This is a genomic window from Ferrovibrio sp., assembly GCF_019636075.1.
Classification (GTDB): Bacteria; Pseudomonadota; Alphaproteobacteria; order Ferrovibrionales; family Ferrovibrionaceae; genus Ferrovibrio.
In genome coordinates this window covers 1-21222 of sequence record NZ_JAHBYG010000001.1, presented here as the reverse complement: position 1 = coordinate 21222, position 21222 = coordinate 1, and the positions used below count along the sequence as shown (strand labels likewise).

Annotated in this window: 20 protein-coding genes and 1 pseudogene; 2 read left to right on the top strand and 19 right to left on the bottom strand. The window is 59.2% G+C overall.

Annotation, left to right across the window (positions count from 1 at the left end):
• Window positions 1–2: 2 nt before the first annotated feature.
• From KF827_RS00105 to KF827_RS00065, 9 genes are all read right to left on the bottom strand, one after another.
• A complete protein-coding gene (locus KF827_RS00105) occupies window positions 3–1616 on the bottom strand; it encodes a ShlB/FhaC/HecB family hemolysin secretion/activation protein (RefSeq protein WP_290997770.1) in 1614 nt (537 codons plus the stop codon).
• Window positions 1617–1911: 295 nt separating this feature from the next.
• Window positions 1912–2610: a response regulator transcription factor gene (locus KF827_RS00100; RefSeq protein ID WP_290997767.1), complete on the bottom strand. Its 699-nt coding sequence runs from the start codon at window positions 2608–2610 to the stop codon at window positions 1912–1914.
• Window positions 2607–4055: a HAMP domain-containing sensor histidine kinase gene (locus KF827_RS00095; RefSeq protein ID WP_290997764.1), complete on the bottom strand. Its 1449-nt coding sequence runs from the start codon at window positions 4053–4055 to the stop codon at window positions 2607–2609. Before KF827_RS00095 ends, KF827_RS00100 begins: the two co-directional genes overlap by 4 nt.
• A gap of 148 nt (window positions 4056–4203) precedes the next feature.
• Window positions 4204–5409 (bottom strand): Tm-1-like ATP-binding domain-containing protein, encoded by a 1206-nt coding sequence (locus KF827_RS00090; protein ID WP_290997761.1) that lies wholly within the window; start codon window positions 5407–5409, stop codon window positions 4204–4206.
• An 11-nt stretch (window positions 5410–5420) separates the two neighbouring features.
• The gene (locus tag KF827_RS00085) at window positions 5421–5867 is read right to left on the bottom strand and encodes an SRPBCC family protein (protein ID WP_290997758.1); all 447 of its coding nucleotides are present in this window, start codon (window positions 5865–5867) and stop codon (window positions 5421–5423) included.
• Between the two features lie 2 nt (window positions 5868–5869).
• A complete protein-coding gene (locus tag KF827_RS00080; protein ID WP_290997755.1) occupies window positions 5870–6721 on the bottom strand; it encodes a phosphoenolpyruvate hydrolase family protein in 852 nt (283 codons plus the stop codon).
• Entirely contained in the window at window positions 6708–7700 is a 993-nt protein-coding gene (locus tag KF827_RS00075) for a branched-chain amino acid ABC transporter permease (protein WP_290997751.1), read from the bottom strand. Before KF827_RS00075 ends, KF827_RS00080 begins: the two co-directional genes overlap by 14 nt.
• The gene (locus tag KF827_RS00070; RefSeq protein ID WP_290997748.1) at window positions 7700–8587 is read right to left on the bottom strand and encodes a branched-chain amino acid ABC transporter permease; all 888 of its coding nucleotides are present in this window, start codon (window positions 8585–8587) and stop codon (window positions 7700–7702) included. The genes KF827_RS00075 and KF827_RS00070 overlap by 1 nt, the downstream gene beginning before the upstream one ends.
• A 112-nt stretch (window positions 8588–8699) precedes the next feature.
• Window positions 8700–9911: an ABC transporter substrate-binding protein gene (locus KF827_RS00065; protein ID WP_290997743.1), complete on the bottom strand. Its 1212-nt coding sequence runs from the start codon at window positions 9909–9911 to the stop codon at window positions 8700–8702.
• Between the two features lie 136 nt (window positions 9912–10047).
• Between KF827_RS00065 and KF827_RS00060 the strand changes: the two genes are divergently transcribed.
• Window positions 10048–10845 (top strand): AraC family transcriptional regulator, encoded by a 798-nt coding sequence (locus KF827_RS00060; protein WP_290997740.1) that lies wholly within the window; start codon window positions 10048–10050, stop codon window positions 10843–10845.
• Here the strand turns inward: KF827_RS00060 and KF827_RS00055 are convergent.
• The 3 genes from KF827_RS00055 to KF827_RS00045 form a co-directional block, all read right to left on the bottom strand.
• Entirely contained in the window at window positions 10834–11538 is a 705-nt protein-coding gene (locus KF827_RS00055) for an ABC transporter ATP-binding protein (RefSeq protein ID WP_290997737.1), read from the bottom strand. The two genes, KF827_RS00060 and KF827_RS00055, sit on opposite strands and share 12 nt — an antisense overlap.
• Window positions 11531–12286: an ABC transporter ATP-binding protein gene (locus KF827_RS00050; RefSeq protein ID WP_290997734.1), complete on the bottom strand. Its 756-nt coding sequence runs from the start codon at window positions 12284–12286 to the stop codon at window positions 11531–11533. The genes KF827_RS00055 and KF827_RS00050 overlap by 8 nt, the downstream gene beginning before the upstream one ends.
• Window positions 12287–12414: 128 nt before the next feature.
• Window positions 12415–13830 (bottom strand): FAD/NAD(P)-binding protein, encoded by a 1416-nt coding sequence (locus tag KF827_RS00045; protein WP_290997730.1) that lies wholly within the window; start codon window positions 13828–13830, stop codon window positions 12415–12417.
• A gap of 115 nt (window positions 13831–13945) precedes the next feature.
• Here KF827_RS00045 and KF827_RS00040 point away from each other — a divergent pair, with 115 nt between their 5' ends.
• Window positions 13946–14959: an ABC transporter substrate-binding protein gene (locus KF827_RS00040; RefSeq protein WP_290997726.1), complete on the top strand. Its 1014-nt coding sequence runs from the start codon at window positions 13946–13948 to the stop codon at window positions 14957–14959.
• Window positions 14960–15084: 125 nt separating this feature from the next.
• Here KF827_RS00040 and cysW read toward each other — a convergent pair whose 3' ends face one another.
• From cysW to KF827_RS00005, 7 genes and pseudogenes are all read right to left on the bottom strand, one after another.
• On the bottom strand, window positions 15085–15948 hold the full coding sequence (cysW, locus tag KF827_RS00035) for a sulfate ABC transporter permease subunit CysW (RefSeq protein ID WP_290997723.1): 864 nt from the start codon (window positions 15946–15948) through the stop codon (window positions 15085–15087).
• Window positions 15949–15951: 3 nt separating this feature from the next.
• Window positions 15952–16809: a sulfate ABC transporter permease subunit CysT gene (cysT, locus tag KF827_RS00030; protein ID WP_290997720.1), complete on the bottom strand. Its 858-nt coding sequence runs from the start codon at window positions 16807–16809 to the stop codon at window positions 15952–15954.
• A gap of 28 nt (window positions 16810–16837) precedes the next feature.
• Window positions 16838–17878, bottom strand: a complete 1041-nt coding sequence (locus KF827_RS00025; protein WP_290997717.1) for a sulfate ABC transporter substrate-binding protein — start codon at window positions 17876–17878, stop codon at window positions 16838–16840.
• Window positions 17879–17937: 59 nt separating this feature from the next.
• A complete protein-coding gene (locus tag KF827_RS00020; RefSeq protein WP_290997713.1) occupies window positions 17938–18813 on the bottom strand; it encodes a TauD/TfdA family dioxygenase in 876 nt (291 codons plus the stop codon).
• 18 nt (window positions 18814–18831) lie between these two features.
• Window positions 18832–19719 carry an ABC transporter permease gene (locus KF827_RS00015; RefSeq protein WP_290997710.1) on the bottom strand — a complete coding sequence of 296 codons (888 nt, stop codon included), beginning with the start codon at window positions 19717–19719 and terminating at the stop codon, window positions 18832–18834.
• Window positions 19712–20545: an ABC transporter ATP-binding protein gene (locus KF827_RS00010; protein WP_290997707.1), complete on the bottom strand. Its 834-nt coding sequence runs from the start codon at window positions 20543–20545 to the stop codon at window positions 19712–19714. Before KF827_RS00010 ends, KF827_RS00015 begins: the two co-directional genes overlap by 8 nt.
• A gap of 3 nt (window positions 20546–20548) precedes the next feature.
• A pseudogene (locus KF827_RS00005) lies at window positions 20549–21222 on the bottom strand (ABC transporter substrate-binding protein); the annotation flags it as partial.

Here is a 21222-nt window from a genome sequence, read left to right as displayed (position 1 = left end):
CCTTAAAATTGCCACACGGCTTGCAGCCATGCGCGATAGCGGTGCTTATGGCCGTCGCTGTCATGGCCCGAGGCATCATGGCCGGCATTGCGGCCGATCACCTTTGCCAGCGTGCTGGTGATGGTCAGGGATTGTATCGGCGACCATGCCAGGGCCATACCGAACCCCTGGAGAGTGTAGCTGTTCGGCATATCGCTGCGCGGCTGCCAGTTGATCCAGGGATCCGTATGCTGACGCAGAAAACCAAGATCGTAGAAGCCGGTGAGCTTGATATCGTCTTCGATTTTCCACTGCAATTCGAGCCCAAGCCGCGCGCCGCTATCGCCGCTGCCCTCGCCGCTAGGATAAGCACGCACGCGATCCATGCCGCCAAGCGAGAATTTTTCCGAACTATCCAGATTGTCGCCAGATACCTGCCCCTCAATCGTCGTCACCAATGTCCAGGCTTCATCCAGCTTTTGTTGGCGCGTGGCACTGGCCGCCAGCTTGGTGTAGAAGCCTGCCGTGCCGGCGGTAACCCGGTCGTTGGCCGCGCTGTCGGGAGAGCGATCCAGATTGAGATGTCCGGTCGTTCCGGTCAGCGACAGGCTGTTATTGCCGCCGCCGAAAAATTCATCCACCACGGTTGCCGACAGCCCCAGTGAGGCGCTATTGATTCGCTTATCGTTCAGCGTTGCGCTGGCGGCACGATCCTGCATCATCTTGAAGTCGTAAGCGCCAGATAATGTCAGCGACATGTCGCTGCCGCGCATCAATGGATAGATCGCATTACTGCCGGCGCTAAGGCTGTAGCCATTCAAATCGAGATTGGCGAAACGACCGCCGACATCGTATTTCAAAGCCGATCCGTTTATGCCCACTACCAGACCGGAATAGCCCACCGGCATCATCGCCGCCAGGCGGGCATAGCGCGTGCCTTCGCTTACCAGCGCCACCGCTGAATATTTTTCACCAAGCCCGAAGGGATTCTCGGCGGAGATCGTAGCCAGACCGCGCAATATGCCGGTTGAACTGGAACCGCCATTATCCAACGTCGCCGAGCCGCTCCAAAGCGGCTTATCCTCCAGCAGAAGGATGGCGTCGGTTTCGCCCTCCTTCTCGCCCGCCCGCAGGCTTGCTTCCGCCTTCACGCCCGGCACATCCTTGAGCACGGCAACGGCTTCGTCCATGGCGCCGAGATCGAGGGTCTCGCCCGGCGGCAGACGATTCTCGATGATGCCGATCGCCAGATCGGGATTGAGGCGGGTTTTGCTGGCTGGATCCACCTTCACCCTGCCGAGCTTGCCTTGCATCAGCACGATCTCAACCACGCCATCGCGTATGGTTTGCGGCGGCAGATAGGCATGCGCCAGCTTGCCTTTTTTGCGGCTGTAGTCGCTCAGCTTACGCGCCGCCGCCTGCAACTCCGAAAAACCCAGCCGTTTGCCGGTATAGCCCTGCAGCAAGGGAAGCAATTCTTCCACCGGTATGCTGTCGGACTTGATGCGGAATTCCTTTACATATACCGACTGGCCCTTCTTCTCCGGCAATGTCTGCTCGGCCGGCGGCTGCGTAATCGGCGCCAAAGGTGCAGGGGCCGGCTGGCTACGGCCGGTCGCGCGTTCGGTTTCGCGCAAAATACTGCCTGCATCCTGCGCTAACGCAGGCCCGGATGCCGCAAATGCAAACAGCAATGCAGAAAGGCATGAGAATGCACGCGAAGCACGCATTCTAAAGGCGTGCTCCTGCACATCAATTCGGTAGCAGATAGCCTGCGCACCAATTCGGCTGCAGATTGTACGTGCACTCATGGGGAACTCGGCATTGGCCAACGACTTTTGGCCAAACTATCCCCCTGCATTCAGCAGCAGCAACAATTCAATTCTCGCCGAATCTTTCAGAATCTTTCAGGCGGACGGAATTATGCCGTAGTCATGGCTCAATTCGACACGGCGCGCTGAATATATAGCCCTGACCATATATCATTTTGATCGGCGGGTCGGTTTCTGCCGCCTGCCGAATTTTACGGCGCAGTCGGTTAACAACAGTATCCAGATTGCGAAAATCCGCGGCAGCCTGCGGCCGGACAATTGCCTGCGCCAGCCAATCCCGGGAGCAGGGTTGGCCGACGCGTTCGAAAAGTGCAGTCAGAAAAGACAATTCCGTTGCCGTCAGCTTGATTGCTTTTCCGCCTGGCGCCGCCAAGTGCCAATCGACCGTATTGAGGCACCACGTGCCTGCCTCATTGAGGCCGGGCTTGGCCGGATTCGACAAGCGGCGCAGCAGGCTTTGCACGCCGGCACGGATTTCCTGCAACGAGGCCGGTTTCACCAAATATAGATCGGCGCCGCTGTCGAAGCCCGTGATGCGATCTTCTCGCTCGCCCAGGGCTGTCAGCATGATCACGCCGCAATCGCAGCGACCGCGTATATCCCGCGCCATGTCGAAGCCGCTGCCGTCAGACAACCCGACATCGAGGATGACGACATCGGGGGCGGCTTCGGCATCCAGCACCTCGATCAATTCGCGGCAGCTGGCAACACCCTTGCTGGCATATCCCAGCAAGGAGAGATACTCCACGAGATCCTGGCGCAATGCCGGTTCGTCTTCGACAACTAAGATACGGTTCATGCCGATACGGTAGGGTTGTGCAATGGAATGCCGGGCAACGGCAGGTATATCGTAGCGATCGTCCCACCGCCCGGCGCCGGCCGCAGAGCAAGCCGACCGTTATGAAAATCCAGCAATCGGCGCGTGTTGTAAAGCCCGAGCCCAGTGCCGGTTGCCGCCGCCGTATTCGATGCACGAAAGAAACGGCTGCCGATGGACGAAGCCTCTTCCTCCGGGATACCGATCCCGCGATCCCTTACCGACAGCACAATCTCATCCGCCTGCCACGACACGGTTACATCTATTGCCGCATTCTCTGGCGAATACTTGAGCGCATTGTCGATCAGATTGATCAACGCCGTGGCAAGCATCTGAAGGTCGCCGTAATAGTGCGGAAAGTCCGGCGCGAGCGAGAAGTGCAATCGCGCGGCATCATCCAGGCCGTCGAAATGCTCCCGCACCCTGGCAATCAGGTCCGGCTGCATCACCTCCTCAGGCTGAACCACACCCTTTTCGTGCCGATCCGTCGCCAGAAACCGCTCGGTGAAGCGCACCAGGCGCTGTACCGCGCCATGAATGGTCTCTACACGCTGCGTAACCGCCGGCAGAGATTTTTCGGTTACCACATCGATCATCTCGGCGGAACGGTCGATAATACTCAAAGGCGTGCGGAATTCATGCGTCACCATGCGCAACAGCTGGCGCTGTTCCTTACGCGCGGATTTTTCCGCCTCAAGGGCTTTCGACGCCATCTCTTGAAGCTGTTTGCGTTCCTCGACCTCGAGAGACAGGGCATTGTTACGCGCATGCAAATCGGCCTGCAGGCGATATCCGACCATCCCGAGAACGACCAGAAACATGCAGCTCATGACGAAGTGGAAAAAGAAATAATACCAACCTTGAAGGATCGCTTCGTTCGAGCCGCCGCGCCCATACATCAGCTGAATGGTGATGGCGCTGCGCAAAACAAGTGCACAAAATTGTATGGTTATCACTGCCAGGCCGATCCATCGGATCAATCGCGGCTGGCTTATATCGCGCAACAGAATTACGAAGATGGCAATCGATATGATAATCCCGAGAGCATTGCTCGCCAGCACCCGCAGCCCGACATTATCCGGATCGATCAGCATGGTGATAGGCCAGAATACGGCCGTGAATGCGACGCAGGCAATCAGGATGCGCGGAAATCCCGATTGATTGAGCAGCCTGCCCAGGCCATATACCACCAAAGCGCTGGCTGCCGTGATGATAACGTTATGGGCTATGATGTTGAGGTTGACAAATCCGCTGAAGAGGCCACGAAAGATCAGCAACAGCATCGCAATGCCGTAGCACAGGAAGCCAGCGGCAAAATACTTGATGATAGGCAACTGCCGTTGCGTCAGCCAGACCACCAGAAACACGCAACCCTGCAACAACAGGGTAAGCGTGATCATCAAAACGCTGGTGCCGATGTCGAGCATACCCAATCCACTGGTTCAAAGGCCTTGGGTAGGCGACAAAAAACAAGGAAGCCGTGCCCGCCCGCATAACGGTCTGGCGGCGATATTAGTTTAGCGACGGGCTATCAGGCAATGGCAGGGCAAAACCCGGCCTATTGCGGCGCTATTTTCAGGCCCGGGCCATCACTGCGCGGACATGCTGTTCCGCCACGCCGACAAAGGCGGGCTCGTTTATATGATGCGGCACCCGGATCAGCTTATGGCTATCGGAAACCAGGAAATGCCGCTCGAAAGCGGCAAACAGCGCAGCGTTGGCCGCCGGGTCGTGGAATTTCTGCCCCGGCGCATCCAGCATAGATGTGCCGCCCTCAGGCAGCAGCAGGCGCACCGGCCCCGAGGATGCATTCAACTTGGCCGATATCCAGGCCGCGATCCGCTGCAATTCTTCCGCGGTTGTGCGCATCAGGGTGACATTGGCATTATGGGCGTGAAACAAACGGCCGCTATACTGCGAGGGAATGGTTTCCGGCGCCCAGAAATTGACCATATCCAGCGCGCCGCAGGAGCCCACCCAGGGAATGCCGGTTCGGGCCACCACATCGAAACGCTCCGGCCCCGCCGTGCACACGCCGCCCAGCAGATGATCCGCCGCCTCGGTGGTGGTGATATCCACCATGCCCTGCAGCAGGCCGGCCCCGGCAATCGCCTCCAGCGACCGCCCGCCAGGTCCATTGGCATGAAATACCTGACATTCGAAATCGTTGCTCAGCCGCGCCGTGAGTTGCTGGATGCAGGGCGTGGTGACGCCGAACATGCTGAAACCCAAAGCCGGCCGGCTATCGGCCTGCACGGGCACGGCATGGCGCATCATGCCGGCCAGGGCATGGGCCGCATTGCCCAGGATCACGCGAGACAGACGGTTTAGGCCGGATATATCGGTGACCGGATACATCATCGTGATATCGTGCACACCCACAAAAGGCCCGACATCGCCGGCAGCCAATGTGGAAACCATCAGCTTGGGCAGGCCGATCGGCTGCCCCCGCATGGCCGGCGCGATGATCGATGTTCCGCCCGAGCCGCCAAGCCCGAGCATACCACCGACATCCCGGCGCGCCGCCATGAACCCCAGCAAAGCCTGCGTCATGGCAGTGACGGCCGCACCCCGATCACCCAGATTCAGCACGGCCGTTCGGCCCTGGGGGTGATAATCGGCAACCGCTTCGGCGCTGTAATCGGCATCCGCCGCCGGCATGTGGGTGCCCACATCCACCGTTACAACCGGCAGATTCGCGGCGCGCAACAACCCCGCCACATAATTCAGTTCAGCGGCTTTGGTGTCGAATGTGCCAATCACATAGGCTGTGCCAGCCATGGCGGTGCCAGCTATCGGCTTTTCTTCTTGTTGGCCACTTTCACCGCGCCCTCGAAGGCGAACCGGAAAGTGTCGCTCACGGTCTGATGCACGCTGGCGGCATCGGCCGGCGCCACATCGTATTCGGCCCACCATTCGCCGAAGGTTTTGTTGCCCTCGGTGATCGGCTTCAGCCGCATCTCGGCAACGTAATTCTGCACCGGCAGAGTGGCTTCCAGGATGCGATAGGCGCAAACATGCTCGCGATCTGAAAGGGTAAGCAATTCCTCGCGGATATGGCCGCCCTCATGGGTATAGAAATCGCGCACGCAGCCGATCTGGTCGGAAGGCTTGCCGCCCTCGATCTCGCTCTTGGAAAAGAACGGGTGATAGACCGGCAAGGCGTTGAAATCGCGCAGAACAGCCCAGGCCTCCTCCAGCGGAATATCCATCACGGCGCTGATATAGACGCGTGCCATTGTCACTTCCCTCCCTTTTGCTTCAATGAGGCCAGGCCCTTGAAGCTTTTTATATGATTGGTAATCGCGGTTTCGACCGGCAGCCGCTCTACGCTGCTGGCGCCATAGAAACCGTTACAATGGTGGCTGTTTCGCAACACAAAGTCGACATCCTCGGGCGAGGAAACCGGCCCGCCATGGGCAATGATGATCACATCCTTGCGCACATGCCGCGCCGCCTCGGCCCATTCATCGATCAGTTTTACCGATTGCTCCAGGGTTTTTGCCGTGGTGGCGCCGATGCTGCCACCGGTGGTCACCCCCATATGCGGCACGATGATATCGGCTCCGGCCTTGGCCATCTCCACCGCTTCGTCGGCGGAAAACACATAAGGTGTGGTCAGCAGATCCAGTTCATGGGCCTGGCGGATCATATCGATCTCGCTGGAGAAGTTGATGCCGGTTTCTTCCAGGCTGATGCGGAAGGTACCGTCGATGATGCCGACGGTGGGGAAATTCTGCACGCCCGAAAAGCCCAGTTCCTTCAGCTTCTTCAGGAATACCGGCATGATCACGAAGGGATCCGTACCGTTTACGCCGGCAATCACCGGCGTTTTCTTGCAGACCGGCAGGATTTCGCCGGCCATCTCCACCACGATATCGTTGGCATTGCCATAGGCCAGCAAGCCTGCCGAGGAGGCGCGGCCGGCCATACGATAGCGGCCGGAATTATAGACGATGATCAGGTCGATCCCGCCCGCTTCCTCGCATTTCGCCGAGATGCCGGTGCCGGCACCGCCGCCGATGATCGGTTCGCCACGCCGGATCATGTCTTGGAAGCGTTGCACAATGGCTGCGCGTTCAAATCTGGGCATTCTTCTGTTCCTTAACAATACGCCGCGACGCAAACCGCGTGGCAAGCAGATGATCGATTTCGCCGAGCACGCCGCGGCGGAATAACAGCACGCAGGCAATGAAGATCAGGCCCACCGCAACCGTGACCCAGGCGCCTAAAGCATCGAAATAATGGCGCAGTGCCGAGATGATGATCGCGCCGATGGCTGGGCCGAAAACGGAATTCATGCCGCCCAGCAGGGTCATCAGGATTACGTCGCCAGACAAATGCCAATGCACGTCGGTCAACGATGCCAGACGGAACACCACGCATTTCAGCGAACCGGCCAAGCCCGACAAGCCGGCCGACAGCGCAAAGGCCATGATCTTGTAACGATTGACCGCATACCCCAGCGACCGGGCGCGCGGCTCGTGTTCGCGGATTGCGCGCAACACCTCGCCGAAAGGTGAATTCACGATGCGGTGGATCAGCCATAACCCGCCGCAAGTGCTGGCCAGCACCAAGAAATAAAGCGATAGATCGCTATTCATATCGATCAGGCCGAGCAGCTTACCGCGCGGGATCGGCTGCATGCCGTCTTCCGCACCGGTAAAAGGCGCCTGCAAAAAAGTGAAATACACCATCTGCGCCAATGCCAGCGTGATCATGGCCAGATAGATGCCCTGGCGACGGATTGCCAACACGCCAAACACCGCGCCTAGCAACGCCGAGAACAGCACCCCCGCAAGGATGGCAATCTCCGTGCTCAACCCCATATCGCGCAGGGCATAGCCGGTGATATAGGCCGAGGAGCCGAAGAAGGCAGCATGGCCGAACGACACGATGCCGGTATGTCCCAGCAACAGATTGAAGGCGCAGGCAAACAACACAAAGCACATCACCTTCATCACGAAAATCGGATAGATGATTTCCGGCACGAAAGGCACCGCCACCAGGGCGGCCAGCAACAAGGCCAGCAGGCTGCGCTTGATGGCGGGCGAAAGCAGCAACGCAACCATCAGCCCTCCTCCCGCCCGAACAGGCCGGCCGGACGCAACAGCAGCACCAGCGCCATCACCAGAAACACCACCGTGGTTGAGGCTTCGGAATAATACACCTTGGTCAGGCCCTCGATCACGCCAAGGCCCAGGCCGGTAATCGCCGAGCCGAATACGGAACCAAGCCCGCCGATCACCACGATGGCGAAAACGATGATCACCAGATCGGAGCCCATCGACGGACTGACTTGCTGGATCGGCGCGGCCAACACACCGGCAAAACCGGCCAAAGCTACACCCGCGCCATAGGTGAGCGTGAGCAATACCGGGACATTGATGCCGAAAGCCTGGGTCAGTTCCGGGCGCTCGGTGGCGGCCCGCAGATAGGCACCCATGCGGGTTTTCTCGATCACGATCCAGGTGCCGGCGCACACCACAACCGCCACCAGAATCACGAAGGCGCGATAGATCGGTAAAATCATGAATCCCAGATTCCAAACGCCACGCAATGCCTCCGGCGTGGCAAAGCGCTGGCCGGAAGACCCCATGGCAACGCGGAAACCGCCTTCCAACACCAGCACCATGCCGAAGGTAAGCAGCAGGCCATAGAGCGGATCAAGCCGATAGATGCGGCGCAAGGCCACACGCTCGAACACCACGCCAAGAAAACCGACAATCAGCGGCACCAGGATCATGGCAGGCCAATAGCCGATGCCAAGATCGCGACCGATCAGGAAAGCCACGAAGGCGCCCACCATGAAAAACGCACCATGGGCAAAATTCACAATGCGGAGCAGACCAAAGATGATGGCAAGGCCCAGGCTGAGCACGGCATAAAATGCCCCATTGACCAAGCCGAGCATGATCTGGCCGAGGAATGCCTGATGCGGAATACCGAAGATTTCCATTCGGCCTGGTTACTCCACTGCAAAGACGGATTCACTAGAAGATCGGCTACAAAAAATGCATTCCAGGCCGGTTGCCAGACAGGCAAGCCGACCTGGAATGTCATCTAAGCGGTTACTTCTTCACCAAGTCGCACTTGCTATCGGCCAGCGGCTGGAAAGCCTGTTCGGCCGGAATCGTGGCAACCGGCTTCAGATAATCCCACGCTGCCTTGGATTCAGCCGGAGATTTCACCTGCCAGAGATACATGTCGTGCATGAAACGGCCATCCACGCGCACCTTGCCGCTTTTGGTGAACATGTCGCTCACCGTCATTTCGCGCATCTTGGCCGAGACCTTGTCGGCATTGTCGGTGCCGGCTGCCTTGACCGCGTTCAGATAGAACATGGTGGAGGAATAATCGGCCGCCTGCGCCATATTGGGCATCTTGCCGACACGATCATAGAAGCGCTTGGCGAATTTGCGCGTCTCGTCGTTCATGTCCCAATACCAGGCATTGGTCAGCATCAGCCCCTGGGCGGTCTGCAGGCCGAGCGAATGCACATCCTCGATCCAGAGCAGCAAAGCCGCCAGCTTCTGGTTCTTGGTGGCGCCGAACTCGGCTGCCGCCTTGATGGCGTTGACCGCATCCGCGCCGGTGGAAGCCACGCCGATGATTTCCGCCTTCGAGGCCTGCGCCTGCAGGATGTAGGAGGAGAAATCGGTGGTGGCGAGCGGATGGCGGGCGGCGCCGACGACGCGGCCCTTGTTGGCCCGCACCACATCCGACACCTGCTGTTCCAGGCCGATGCCGAAGGCGAAGTCGACGGTGAGGAAGAACCAGCTCTTGCCGCCCTGCTCCACCACGGCCTTGCCGGTGCCATGCGCCAGCGAATAGGCATCGTAGGCATAATGGATGGCATAGGGCGAACAAAGTTCGTTGGTGATGCCCATATTGGAGGCGCCATTCACGATGATATGGCGCTTCTTTTCCTTGGCCACGGCAGCAACGGCACGCGCCACGCCGGAATTGGCCAAATCGTTGATCAGGTCCACCCCTCCGGTGTCGAACCATTCGCGCGCCTTGGCGGCGCCCACATCGGGCTTGTTCAGATGGTCGGCAAAGATCACATCGATCTTCTTGCCCAACACGTTGCCGCCGAAATCCTCGGCGGCCATCTTCACGGCCTCGACGGCGCCCTTGCCGGAGAGATCGTTGTAGATGCCCGACATATCGGCGAGCACGCCGATACGCACAACATCATCGGAAACCTGGGCAGCAGCGCTACCTGCTCCCAAAGCCAGCATCGAAGCGGCCGCAACCGCCACTCGCAGAGTGTTTTGCATGAATTCCTCCCATTGTTACTACTTCCCGGTTATTATTGTTTTCCACTCTATCCGATACCAGGAAAGTTTTAACATGGGTAGTTTACACGAGAACCTATCTGAAACACACATTGTCGGTCGCAACACGCATCAACTTATGGTGCGTGCGGAGGAATGCAGCGCGCTGGCCACGCGGGAAATTTCGCATGTCGGCGTGGGCGATGCCGCCGCACCCTATCGCATTGTCAGAACCCACCTGAGCGGCACCTATGTGCATGCCAGCCTTGGCGGCGAGGGCCGCATCCTGCTGGATGGGCGCTGGCGCCCGCATCGCGCCGGCATGGTATCGCTGGCGCCGGCTCATGTGCTGCATGCCTTTCACGCCATCCCTTCCAAACGCTGGCAATATTGCTGGGTGCGCTATATGCCGCAATCGCCGCGTTCGGCTATCGGCTTCATGGCGCCGGTGATGCGGCAATTCGATGCCGAACCGCTGCGGCATGCAATTCTGGGCCTGTATCAGGAAGTGCAGAGCCAGGCCAATTCAGGCTCGGCAATGCTGTGGATCGACTTGATCGAGCATTACATAAACCGCTTTGCCGAGCCATTGCAGCGCGAAGACAGGCTGCGGGCATTATGGGAAAAAGTACGCACCGATCTGGGCCGCGACTGGACCGTAAGTTCGTTGGCGCGGCTGGCCAATATCAGCGGCGAGCATCTGCGCCGCCTGTGCCAGGCCAGCCTGGGCCGCAGCCCGATGCAACAGCTCACCTATTTGCGTATCCAGCATGCCGCGCATCGGCTGGCCACCACATCAACCAAAATCGAGGATGTGGCGCTGCAAGTTGGCTACCAGAATCCCTTCGCTTTCTCCAACACCTTCAAGCGGATGACGGGATTCCGGCCTTCGCATTTCCGTAACCGGCGCAATCAAGGCCGCGATTCAGACGCCTAAAAGGCCCACTACGCGCTCGAAATCGCCATGCATATCGGCATTTTCAAGGGTTTCCACGATCTGGCCGCGCTCCATCACGTAATGCCTGTCGGCAACCGTGCTGGCAAAGCGCACATTCTGCTCCACCATCAGGATGGTAAAGCCCGCTGCCTTCAAGCGGCGGATCACCCCGCCGATCTGCTCCACCACCACCGGCGCCAGGCCCTCGGTGGGTTCATCCAAGAGCAGCAGCGGTGCACCCGTGCGCAAAATGCGGCCGATCGCCAGCATCTGCTGTTCGCCGCCGGAAAGCTTCATACCAGGGCTCTTGAAACGCTCGCGGAGATTGGGAAACAGATCCAACACCATTTCCACACTCATGCCACCCGGCCGCACCACTGGCGGCAGCAGCAGGTTTTCCTGCACATCCAGCGAAGCATAAATGCCGCGATCTTCCGGGCAAAAGCCGATGCCAAGCCGGGCGATTTCATGCGACGGCGCGGCAATGATCTCGGTGCCCTCGAAACGGATCGAGCCGCTGCGCCGGGGCACTGTGCCCATGATGGCCTTCAAGGTGGTGGATTTGCCCGCGCCATTGCGGCCCAGCAGGGTGACCAACTCGCCCCGCCGCACCGAAAGATTCACCCCATGCAGGATATGGCTTTGGCCATACCAGGCCTGCAAATCGCGGATTTCCAACATCGTATCAGGCATGGCCGGCCGCTCCGATATAGGCTTCGATCACCCGCGAATCCTTCGAAACCGTGGCGTAATCGCCCTCGGCCAACACTTCGCCACGGGTCAACACCGTGATGCGATCACAAAGATCGGCCACTACGCCAAGATTATGCTCCACCATCAGCACCGTGCGGCCCTGGGCCACTTTGCGGATCAGCGCGGTGATGCGCCCCACATCCTCATGCCCCATGCCGGCCATCGGCTCGTCCAGCAGCATCACTTCCGGCTCCAGCGCCAGGGTTGTTGCCAGTTCCAGGGCGCGTTTGCGGCCATAGGAAAGCTCCGATGCCGTCACATCGGCCACGTCTTCCATGCCCACCGCCGCGATCAGCTCACGCGCACGCGGCTCCAGCGCACGCAACACCTGATTGCTGCGCCAGAAATCGAATGAAGCGCCACGCCGGCGCTGCACCGCCAGGCGCACATTCTCCAGTACCGTGAGGTTGGAAAATACCGCGGAAATCTGGAACGAACGCACCAACCCAAGCCGCGCAACCGCATCGGCGCCCAAATTGGTTATATCGCGCCCCTTGAAGCGGATGGCACCGGCACTGGGCGCCATGAATTTGGTGATCAGGTTGAAGCAGGTGGTCTTGCCGGCGCCGTTGGGCCCGATCAGCGCGTGAATGGTGCCGCGCTTGATTGCCAGCGATACATTCGACACCGCCTTGAAGCCGCCGAACTGCTTGGTGAGGCCGTCTGCCTCCAGAATGCTTTCCGCCACATCATCCTCCCACTCGGCAGCCTTCTCATGTTGCTGCTCGTATCCTGAGGCGATTTACACGGAACCGATCTGGATTGCCAACAGAAATATTTCCGATCAACCGAGAAGCCCTCGGCATGAAGGCGCGTTTAACGCGATTGTGTAGCCATCAGTTGCGCCAGATCGACGGCCTGATTTCTAATATCGGTGATCGCCGTGCATTCCAGGCGCATACCGCGCAAAGGCGGACCCAGCGAATACAAGCCCGGCACGGCCTTACCATCCGCATCAAGCATCTGCCCATCGGGATCGGCATCCAGGCCCATGCCGGAAGCATCGGGACGGATCAGGCCTGCCTGCTGCATGTCGCGCAACAGCACGGCTTCGGCATCATCCTGCCGTGGCCCGGTGCATAGAATCAGCGCATCGGCTTGCAGGGTTTCGCTATCCGCTGCAAACCGCCGGCGCATATCCACGGCCAGGCCATCATCGCGCGCGGCAACACCGATAAAGCGGCCCTTCACCACATGCAGCCGACCGGCTTGCTGATCGGCCTGCAATTCCGCAGCGGTTTCCGGCGGCATACGGAAACGATGGGCATCCCAGAATGTGCGGCCATGGCGCACAAAGCGGCGGCGCGCATCGTCATCCAGGTTCTCCCACAGGCTGCGCGTGATCGGGCGCAGCGATTCGAATACTTCCTGCCAATCGCCGCTCGGAGATTGCCGGCTGCTCTGCCGCAGTTGATGCAACAGCCTGGATAGCCGCAGCGGCCGGGCCTGAGCATTCACCACCGGTTCGCCAGGACGTGCCGCGCTGCGCGGCGCAGGCACCACGCCATGGCGCGAAATCGCCACGATCTCGCCTTCATAACCAACCCGGCGCAACGACATCACGGTATCCGCCATGGTGAGGCCGGTACCGGCAATCAGCACGCGGCTTTTCCCGTGCGCACCCGTCAATCCGCCAATACCGGGCAATTTTCCAATCCCGGCAAGCGCATCGAGATTCCAGGGATTGTCGAATATACGGCCAAGACGATAGGCCTCATCCAGTCCCGGCAAACAAAGGCTCGGCACCGGCAATGATCCCACCGAAAGCACCACCTTGCCGCAATCCAGCGTTTGTCCGTCGCTTAAGCGCAAACGAAAGCCGCCATCCAGACGCGACAAAGCATCCACCCTGGCGCGATGCCGCACCAGCCTGGGGCCGGCAGAGCGCATCTCGGCTTCATACAGCAGGGCCGCCGCATAGATGCCAAACAGTTTGCGTGGCAGATAGCTTTCCGCATTGGCCGTGGCGGTTTGCGGGAAATCGAGTTGCGGGCCATGAATCGCAGCCCATTGCCACCAATGGTCGGGGTCGTCTGGCAACAGGCTGGCGCGATCTGCGGTTACGTTCAGGCTATGCCAGGGCGCGGCCAGGCCGTAGGCGATGCCGCCGCCGGTCAATTCCTCGGGTTCGATCAGGTGCAAAGTGGTGTCTTCGGCCGGCATACGCAGCATGGCCACGCAAAAGGCTGCGCCGCTCAACCCGCCGCCGATGATGCCGATATGCTGTGTCATCCAGCCCATACCCAAATTTTTCTAATGTAAAACAACAATATTTCCAAATGTCCGTAGCAACGGCAGCGCTCTACTTTTACCACCGCCCGTTTCTACACTCCATGGAGATACCGATATGAAAATTACCCGCAGGCAATTCGGCCTGGGCGCTGCAGTTTTGTCTGCCGGCCCAGCTTTACCAGCATTGGCCGCGAACGAAGTGAACGAAGTACGATTCGCCCGCCAGCTTGGCCTCGGCTATCTGCAACTTTATGTCATGCAGGAATTGAATCTGGTCGAAAAACATGCAGCCAGTCTCGGTTTGCCGAATCTGAAGGCGACCTACCGTCCGCTTGGCAGCCCGGCGGCAATCAACGACGCCCTGCTTGCCAATACCGTGGATTATGGCGCGGCTGGCGTTACCCCCTTCATCATCCTGTGGGACAAGACCCGAGCGAATATCAAGGTGAAGGCCGTGGGCGGCCTGAATGCCCAGCCGGCTTTCCTGAACAGCAACAATCCCGCCATCAAATCGCTGCATGACTTCACCGAGAAGGATCGCATCGCCGTACCGGCGGTCAAGCTTTCGCTACAAGCCATCCTGCTGCAGATGGCGGCGGAAAAGACCTTCGGCCCGGGCCAGCAGAATCGCCTGGACCACCTGACGGTTTCATTGGCGCATCCTGATGGCACCGCGGCGCTGTTGGCCGGCCGCACGGAAATCACCGCGCATTTCACCAGTCCACCCTTCCAGTATCAGCAATTGCAGGATCCCAAAATCCATCGCGTGCTGAGCTCCTACGACATCACCGATGGCCCGGCGTCGTTCAGCGCCATCTGGGCCACGGAGAAATTCCGCGCCACTAATCCCACGGTGCATAAGGCAGTGGTGGCAGCACTGGAAGAAGCCACGCGCTTCATCAATGAAAACCACACCGAAGCAGCGAAAATCTTCATCAAGCTCGACAATTCCAAACTGCCGCTGGAATTCGTGGTCAGCCAGTTGAAGGACCCCGACATCATCTTTTCCACCGCGCCGCGCAATTTCGAGAAATTTTCAGATTTCCTGCATCGGATCGGCTCGATCCAAGCCAAACCGACCTGGCGCGATCTGGTATTCGAGGAAGCGCATAGCAAAGCCGGCAGTTGATCCACTTTATCAGACAAACGAAATGGGGCCGGTCAATATGCCGGCCCCATTTGCATTCCCCCATTTACATTTCTGGTGCCGGTAGCGGGTGGGAAGCCGGCATCAGAACGGAGGAACACCTAAAACTACAGATGTACTTTATGCAGGCGCCATTCCAGCAGGCTTTTCAGGATCAGCGTCACAATAGCCAGCATGGCCAGCAGCGAGGCCACGGCAAAAGCCGCCACGAAATTATATTCGTTGTACAGAATCTCCACATGCAACGGCATGGTGTTGGTGATGCCGCGCACATGGCCAGACACCACGGATACCGCGCCGAATTCGCCCATTGCACGGGCATTGCAAAGCAGCAGGCCATAGAGCAGGCCCCATTTGATATTTGGCAAGGTGACGCGCCAGAAAGTCTGCCAGCCGGATGCCCCCAGCACGATGGCGGCCTCTTCCTCCTGCGTGCCCTGCTCCTGCATCACCGGGATCAGTTCGCGCGCCACAAAGGGGAAGGTGACGAACATGGTAGCCAGCACAATCCCCGGCACGGCAAAGATGATTTTGATATCATGCTCTTTCAGCCAGGGCCCGAACCAGCCCTGCAGACCGAACATCAGCACAAAGACCAGACCGGAAATCACCGGCGATACCGAAAACGGCAGATCGATCAGCGTGATGAGGAAACTCTTGCCGCGAAATTCGAATTTGGTGATCGCCCAGGCAGCCATGACGCCGAAGACCAGATTAAGCGGCACGACGATGGCAGCGGTGAGCAGGGTGAGCCGTATGGACGCCAGCGCGATCGGATCGACCAACGCTGCGACATACGCATCCCAACCGCGCGATAAGGCTTCGGTAAACACGATCACCAATGGCAAGGCAATGAATATGGCCAGAAAGCCCAATGCCAGCGCTATCAGCAAGCCACGCAGAAACACGCCGCCGACGCGGTTGGCCGGGCGGGAGGCTTCGCGGCCCGGTCGAGTGGCAATAGCAACCATACTTTAAGCCCCCTTCTCGCGGCGTTCGGCCCAATGCTGTACCGAATTGATCAGCAACAGCAGCAGGAAGGATGCCACCAACAGCGCCACAGCGATGGCGGTTGCCTCGGCATAGGCGAATTCCTCCAGCTTGATCACCACCAGCAACGGCGCGATTTCGGAAATCCCCGGCAGATTCCCCGCGATGAAAATCACCGAGCCGTATTCACCCAAGCCGCGCGCCAGCGCCAAGGCAAAACCGGTGATGGTGGCCGGCATCAGGCTCGGCCAGATCACCCGGGAGAATACCTGCCAGCGTGTGGCGCCCAGACTTTCGGCTGCCTCCTCGAATTCCTTATGGAAATCCTGCAGCACCGGCTGCACCGTGCGCACCACGAAAGGCAGGCCGATGAATACCAGTGCCATCACGATACCCAGCGGCGTGAAGGCCACCTTGATGCCCAAGGCCGCCAGCGGCGCGCCCAACCAGCCATTCTCTGCCCACAGCGCAGTGAGCGCTATGCCGGCAATGGCGGTGGGCAGCGCGAAGGGAATATCCACCAACGCATCCACCGCGCGGCGGCCGGGAAATTCATATCGCACCAAAACCCAGGCCACCAACAGGCCGAACACGGCATTGACCACGGCAGCGGCGAATGCCGTGCCGAAGCTGAGCCGAAGCGAAGCCAGCACACGGGGCGACTGGATGGTGTTGATGAAGGCATCCCAGCCCAGGGTGGCGGATTTAAGGAATAATCCGGCCAGCGGGATCAATACAATCAGCGCCGTCCAGGCCAGAGTGATACCAAGCGTGATACCGAAACCCGGTATCACGCCGTGGGTGGGCCTGAAAGGCAATCGCGACACTATAGACGCACTCACGCGACAGCCCTCCTGAAGCTTGGCCTGATCAGTTGCCGGGTTTGTAGATCTGATCGAACACGCCGCCATCGCCGAAATGCAGCGGCTGCGCCTTCGACCAGCCACCGAATTGCTGGTCAATGGTGAACAGTTCAACCTTGGTGAAGGTGCCGGCATGCTTGTCGGCTACTTCCTTCAGGCGTGGACGGTAGTAATTCTTCGCCGCGATTTCCTGACCCGCCGGGGTATACAGGAATTTCAGATATTCCTCGGCCAATTTGCGGCTGCCGCGCTTGTCAACCACCTTGTCCACAACCGCTACCGGCGGCTCGGCCAGGATGGAAATGCTCGGCACCACGATGTCGAACTTGTCCTTGCCCAGTTCATTCACCGCCAGGAAGGCCTCGTTTTCCCAACTCAGAAACACATCGCCCAAGCCACGGGTGGTGAACGTGATCAAGGCACCGCGGGCGCCGGTATCCAGCACAGGCACATTCTTGAACAACGCCTGCACATATTTGCGGCCAGCATCCTTGTCGCCGGGATTCTTGCGTTCGGCATAGCCCCAGCCAGCCAGATAATTCCAGCGCGCGCCGCCCGAGGTTTTCGGATTGGGGGTAATCACCTTGACATCGGAACGGATCAAGTCGTCCCAATCCTTGATTTTCTTCGGATTGCCCTTACGGACCAGAAACACGATGGTGGAGGTGTATGGCGAAGCATTATCGGGCAAGCGCTTCTGCCAATCCTTGGCCAACAATCCATGCTCGGCCACGGCATCGATATCATAGGCCAGCGCCAGGGTGACCACATCGGCATCCAGGCCGTCGATCACCGAGCGAGCCTGCTTGCCAGAGCCGCCATGGCTCTGGTTGATGGTCAGTTTCTGGCCGCCATTATTGGCCGCCCAATGCTTGGCGAATGCGGCATTGAAATCCTGGTACAGTTCGCGCGTCGGATCGTAAGACACGTTCAGCAGCGTGTTGGGCTGAGTTTGCGCTTGAGCGAGCGACATGATCGCCGCCGAGAGTGCAAGGCCAAGGCCCACACCGGCCAGACGCCAGGTGGTTTTCTTCGAGAAGATCGACATCGGATGACTCCGCTTTTGATGGATTTTGATGGATCGGTTTTTTGCAACGGGGGAATGGATCAAACGGGCTTATCGCCCTTCACTGTGGTGCGATACAAAGTGCGGCGTTGATCGGGCGGACAGCCAACCGCAAGATGGATGGTGGCACGGTTATCCCAGAACAGCAGATCGCCTGGCTGCCATTTGTGGCGATAGAGAAATTCCGGCCGTGTGGAATGCGCGAACAGGAATTTCAGCAATTCGTCGCTCTCGCCCTCCGGCAGGCCCTCGATGCGCGCTGCAAAACCCTCGCTGACGAACAGCGCTTTACGGCCGGTTTCGGGATGCACCCGCACGATGGGATGGGAAACCGGCGCCACCTGAGCCAATTGCTCCGGCGTCAGCGCATTGCGGGCATTGGAGCGTGCACGCAGGTCATCGTATTTCAGCGTATAGGAATGCACGGCACGGCGGCCTTCGATACGCTGCTTGATCGGATCTGGCAGCGTTTCATAAGCCAGATACATATTGGCGAAGATCGTATCGCCTTCGGTGGCCGGTAATTCCTGGGCATGCAGCAGAGAGCCCAGGCTAGGCTCTTCCTTGTAGGAAAGATCGGAATGCCAATAACGACCGGCGTCGCCCAGGCCGATCTTCCGGCCATTCTCCACCACATTCGACACCACCAGGATTTCCGGGTGGCCGGAAAGATGGAATTCCTTCAAAACGTGGATCTGCAATTCGCCGAACCGCCGGCTGAAAGCAATATGCTGCTGCGGCGTGAGATTGAACTGATTGCGGAAAACCAGCACCTGGGCATCCAGGAAGGATTTACGCAGCGCATCGAATGCCGCGTCGCTCAAAGGCGCCGAGAGATCCAGATTGATGATTTCGCCGCCCAGCGGAGCATCGAAATGGCGATAGGCGAAACCGAATTCAGGCTGTAGCGCACCCATGGATTTTCCCTTCTATCTTTAGCGCTGCATGCCCCAGCGGCGCACGGTGATGCGCTCGATGGTGCGAAAGATCACGCTCTCCACCGCCAGGCCGATCACGATGACGGTGAGCAGCCCCGCAAACACGGTGGGGATTTCGAGCTGATTGCGATTTTCGAAAATAAACCAGCCAAGGCCGCCGCCACCCGACGACACGCCAAACACCAATTCGGCGGCAATCAGTGTGCGCCAGGCAAAGGCCCAGCCGATTTTCAAGCCGGTGAGAATGGCCGGAAAAGCCGCCGGGATCAGGATTTGCACAGCGAAGCGCAGATGGCGCAACCCGAAGCTCTGACCAGCTAGACGCAAGGTTTCGCTCACACCCTGAAAACCGGTATAGGCATTCAGCGCCAAAGGCCACAGCACGGCATGAATCAGCACGAAGATCAGACTTTTTTCGCCAAGACCGAACCACAGCAAAGCCAGCGGCAGCAAGGCAATCGCCGGCAGCGGATTGAACATCGCGGTCAGCAGATTCAACAAATCCGTGCCCAGCCGTGTGGATATCGCCAGCAGCGTGAGGATGGCGGCCACCGCAATGCCCGCGGCATAGCCCATCAGCAAAAGCTTGATCGAGGTCCAGGCCCGCAACAGCAACGGGCCGCGCGCCACCGAATCCCACCAGGCTTCCAGGGTGGAACCAAAACTGGGCAGCACCAGATTATTATCGAGCCAAAGGGCATAAACCTGCCAGATCGCCGCCAATATCAGCAGCAGGCTGAATTGGCGGATCGGATCCAGGGCATAGATGCGCTCATACCATGGCAATGTCTGCACGATACGCAGATCGGCCGGCACTTCGGCCACCGGGCGGATGAATTCCGCGCGTTCCAGCGGCGCTTGGCGGTGCAAAACCTGACTAGCCATGAGCGCGCCTCGATACGGTTTTGCCGGCCTGTGCGGCAGTTTGCGCATCATCCTCGTCGAACAGCAGATGATGAATGCGCCGGCCAAGCGCCGATTGCGCTTCGCCGCCAGCCTCGCCATGCCGCGACGGCACATTCAACTCGGCGCGCACACGGCCCGGATGCGGCGATAGCAGCAGGATACGGCTGCCCACCACAATGGCTTCCTCGATGGAATGGGTGACGAATAACAGCGTGAAGCCGACATCGTCCCACAGCCGCAGCAATTCTTCCTGCATCTTGCGGCGGGTGAGCGCATCGAGCGCGGCGAAAGGTTCGTCCATCAGCAGGATTTTCGGCTCAAGCGCCATGGCGCGGGCAATCGCCACGCGCTGCTTCATGCCGCCGGAAAGCGTATGCGGGTAGGCCTCGGAAAAGCCGCTGAGGCCCACGCGGGCGAGATAGCTTTCAGCCTTCTCACGCGCCAGCTTGCGATCGGTGCCATTAGCCACCAGCGGGAAGGCGATATTCTCGCGCACGGTCTTCCAGGGCATCAACTGGTCGAATTCCTGAAACACCATCACACGATCCGGTCCCGGCTGACGCACGGAAGCGCCATCTAGCAGAATCTCGCCTTCGGTGGGTGCGATGAATCCGGCAATCGATTTTAGCAGCGTGGATTTGCCGCAACCCGATGGCCCCAGCAACACGAAACGGTCGCCGGAATGCACATCGAAACTTACCCGGTGGGTGGCGGTTACCAGGCGGTCTGCGGTCTTGTATTGAACCGTAACACCCCGGATCGCCAGCAAAGGATGCGGCAACACCGCTATGCTTGCCGCGCTCATGGGTCAGCTACCCTTCTCGTCGTGCAGATCGGCGAAGAAATAATCGCGCCAATCGGCCGGCTTGTTTTTCAGCGTACCCACGCGATACAGAAAATCGGCAATCTTGCTGGTGTTTTGCGGGGTCAACGTATACTTGATGGTTGGGTCGGCCAGCAGTTTGCTCACCCACCCCTCACCCAGTTTGGATTTTTCCTCGTCCACGAAAATGCGTGCCGCGGCCGCCGGATCCTTGGCGATCAGGTCGTGTCCCTCGCGGAAAGCCTCGAACACGGCCCGGAAGGTTTTGGGGTTGGCGTTGCGGAATTTGCTGGTGGTGTAAACCGACGTGACCGTGGTGGGGCCACCGAAAATCTCGTAGGACGAAGTGACGCGGCGGATCGCCGGATTTTCAAGCTGCTGATGGTTGAACGGCGGCGTGGTGAAATGCGCGGTGATTTCCGAACGGCCGCCCAACAGGGCCACCGTGGCATCGGGATGCGGCAGGGCCACGGTTAGGCTGTCCAGCTTTTCATGCTGGCCAACGCCGAATTCCTTTTCCACTGCGATTTGCAGCATCACCGCCTGGATAGAGGATTTTACCGAAGGAACCGCAATGCGATCCTTGGGGCCGAAATCGCGCAGCGTCTTCACTGCCGGATTGTTGGTGTTGAGGAAGGTGGAGGAGGCATCGAGGCCGC